The 3066-nt window shown below is 61.6% G+C and carries 3 protein-coding genes; 2 read left to right on the plus strand and 1 reads right to left on the minus strand.

What is annotated here, in order from left to right:
- The first annotated feature begins 1 nt into the window (after position 1).
- Together A3764_RS13635 and A3764_RS13640 are read left to right on the plus strand one after the other, a co-directional pair.
- Positions 2-1030 (plus strand): ABC transporter permease, encoded by a 1029-nt coding sequence (locus tag A3764_RS13635; protein WP_067951673.1) that lies wholly within the window; start codon positions 2-4, stop codon positions 1028-1030.
- Positions 1027-2181: an ABC transporter permease gene (locus A3764_RS13640; RefSeq protein WP_067919862.1), complete on the plus strand. Its 1155-nt coding sequence runs from the start codon at positions 1027-1029 to the stop codon at positions 2179-2181. The genes A3764_RS13635 and A3764_RS13640 overlap by 4 nt, the downstream gene beginning before the upstream one ends.
- A gap of 63 nt (positions 2182-2244) precedes the next feature.
- On the opposite strand, the gene A3764_RS13645 is transcribed toward A3764_RS13640, so the two are convergent.
- Complete coding sequence (locus tag A3764_RS13645) at positions 2245-3021, minus strand: MBL fold metallo-hydrolase (protein WP_067919860.1); 777 nt, start codon at positions 3019-3021, stop codon at positions 2245-2247.
- Positions 3022-3066: the final 45 nt, after the last annotated feature.

The following is a 3066-nucleotide window of genomic DNA, read 5'->3' on the forward strand; positions in this document are numbered from 1 at the left end:
CATGATCTTCCTCAGATATGCAGCCTACCGGTTCGTCACCATGCTGCTGACGCTTTGCGTGGTCTCGGTTCTGGTCTTCGTCATCATCAACCTGCCCCCCGGCGATTACCTGTCGAACCAGATCGCCGAACTGCGCGCCACCGGGCAGGCCGAGGGCGTGGCCAAGGCCGAATTCCTGCGCCACGAATATGCGCTGGATCAGCCGATCTGGCGCCAATACCTCATATGGGTCGGCTTCGCCCCGGGGCCGCAGGGGTTTTCAGGGCTGCTTCAGGGGAACTTCGGCTGGTCATTCGAATTCGACCGGCCCGTTGGCGAAATCGTGGGCGATGCCCTTTGGCTTACCGTACTTGTCAATCTGGCGGCGGTCCTCTTCGTCTATGCCGTGGCCCTGCCGCTTGGCGTGCTGGCTGCGGCAAGATCCGAAAGCTGGGTCGATTATACTGCCGGTTTCGTCGGATACCTCGGTCTTGCGACCCCGAACTTCCTGCTGGCGCTGATCCTGTTTTACTACGGGCACAAATACTTCGACCTGCCCATCGGCGGGCTGATGGCCCCCCACTACGAAGGGGAGCCGATGTCGTGGGGAAAGGTCCGGTCGATCCTGCTGCATCTTATCGTGCCCACCTTCGTCATCGGCACGGCGGGTTCCGCCGCCATGATGCAGCGTCTGCGCGCGAACATGCTCGATGAACTGGGCAAACCCTATGTGGAAACCGCGCTGGCAAAAGGTATGTCACCCGCCCGAATGTTGACGAAATATCCCCTGCGGATGGCGTTCAACCCTTTCGTCGCCGATATCGGGAACCTGCTTCCCGCCATGGTGTCGGGCTCCGTTCTTGTCTCGGTCGTGCTGGGCCTCCAGACCATCGGGCCCTATCTGCTCGCGGCGCTCAAATCGCAGGATCAGTTCCTCGCCGCCTTTGTGCTGATGTTCGTCGCGCTTCTCACGCTGATCGGCACGATGATCTCCGACCTGCTGCTGGTATTGCTCGACCCGCGCATCCGTTACGGAGACCGCGCGGGATGAGCACGCAGCCCTCGAACCGCTTCGTCGATACGACACCATGGACCGATACGCCCGACGCCGCCGCCCCGCCCGATCCACGGCTCGATGCCTCCGTGACCCGGCTGATGTGGCGGAAGTTTCGCCGCCACCGGCTGGCGCTCCTTTCCGGCGCGTTCCTGCTTTTGTGTTACCTCATGCTCCCCATTGCCGGTTTCATCGCACCCTACGGTGCGAACGAGCGCAATGCCGACCACCTCTATGCACCGCCGCAATCGATCGAGTTCTGGCACGACGGCGAGTTCGTCGGACCGCATGTCTACCCCACCATCGGCACCGCGGACCTGGTCAACTATCGCTGGGTCTATGAAACAGACGAGAGCCGACCGCTGCCGCTGGAATTCTTCTGCGAAGGGGCCGAATACCGGCTCTTCGGACTTCTACCCAGCACCACCCACCTGTTTTGCGCGCCAGAGGGCGCGACCGTGTTCCTCTGGGGGTCGGACAGGTTGGGCCGCGATGTCTTCAGCCGCATACTCTACGGCGCGCAACTGTCGCTGACGGTGGGGATCATCGGTATCACCGTCTCTTTCGCACTCGGGATCTTCTTCGGCGCGATCGCCGGCTATTTCGGCGGCAAGACGGACTGGATCGTGAACCGCGCCATCGAAATCCTGCGCTCGCTGCCCGAACTCCCCCTGTGGCTGGCCCTTTCGGCGGCGGTCCCGTCAAACTGGGGGCCGGTCGCGGTCTTTTTCATCATATCCGTGATCCTCGGCGTGCTCGATTGGCCGGGCCTGGCCCGCGCGGTACGTGCCAAGTTCCTGAGCCTGCGAGAGGAGGAATACGTGCGCGCCGCGGAAATGATGGGCGCGCGCCCGGGCCGGGTGATCCGCCGACACATGCTGCCCAACTTCATGTCGCACCTGATCGCCAGTGCCACATTGTCGATCCCCGCGATGATCCTCGGCGAAACGGCGCTATCTTTCCTGGGCCTCGGCCTGCGGGCCCCCGCGGTCAGCTGGGGCGTGATGCTGAACGACGCGCAGAACCTCGCAAGTATCGAGATCTACTGGTGGACAGCCATTCCGATGCTCCCCATCATCGTCGTGGTCCTCGCCTTCAATTTCCTAGGCGATGGTCTTCGCAGCTCGCTCGACCCCTATAAGTCCTGAAAGAGCGCAGTTCGGGTTCCAAATGGGTTAAAATCCCGGTGGGGGCAGCCCCCCTGCCCTACCTCATTCGTCGTACCAATCGCCAAATTTCACCTCGACATCCGTGCCGACCATCTTGGCGAACTCTTCGGGGTTCTGGGTGCCGCCGTCGCGACCGCGATAATGGTAGGGGTAGACGTAAGTAGGTTTGAACTCCGCCACTGCGGAAGCCGCCGCCCGGGCATCCATGGTGAACGGCAGGTTCATGCAGACGAAGGCAAGGTCGATATTGCTGAGGTCGCGCATTTCGGGCGTGTCTTCGGTATCGCCCGACACATAGACCCGGAAGCCCTCGAAATTCAGCACGTATCCGTTGTCCCGGCCTTCGGGGTGAAACTTCTTGCGGTCTTCGGTGATGTTGTAGGCTGGGATCGCCTCGATCATCAGATCGTTCCATGTATGGGTACCGCCGTTGGCGACCTCTGTGGCCTTGGCCTTCAGGTCTTCGGGCAGCATGGCAAAGACCGCCGGGTTGGTCAGAAGCTGCGTATCCTCTCCGATCAGCGCGTTCAGCGTATCGGCATTGTAGTGATCGCCGTGCTCGTGGGTGATCAGGATCAGATCGGGTTTCGGAAAATCGGCGTAGTTTTCCGCGTCGCCCACCGGGTCCACATGGATCGTGCCCTTCGGAGTTTCCATCACGAAAGACGCATGATCGACGGGATGAACCGTGACCTCGCCGGCATCGGTCTCGAACGTGTTGCCGGTATGTGCGGCGGCAAGGGCTGCATAAGGCAGAAGCGTCACGACGCCACCGGCGGCGGCGGAGGTGACGAAGAACTGGCGGCGGGAAATAGACATGCGACTGTCTCCTTGCTGTGAAATAACCTGCTCCGCAGATAGCTC

The organism is Sulfitobacter sp. HI0129, from assembly GCF_001635395.1.
GTDB lineage: Bacteria > Pseudomonadota > Alphaproteobacteria > Rhodobacterales > Rhodobacteraceae > Sulfitobacter.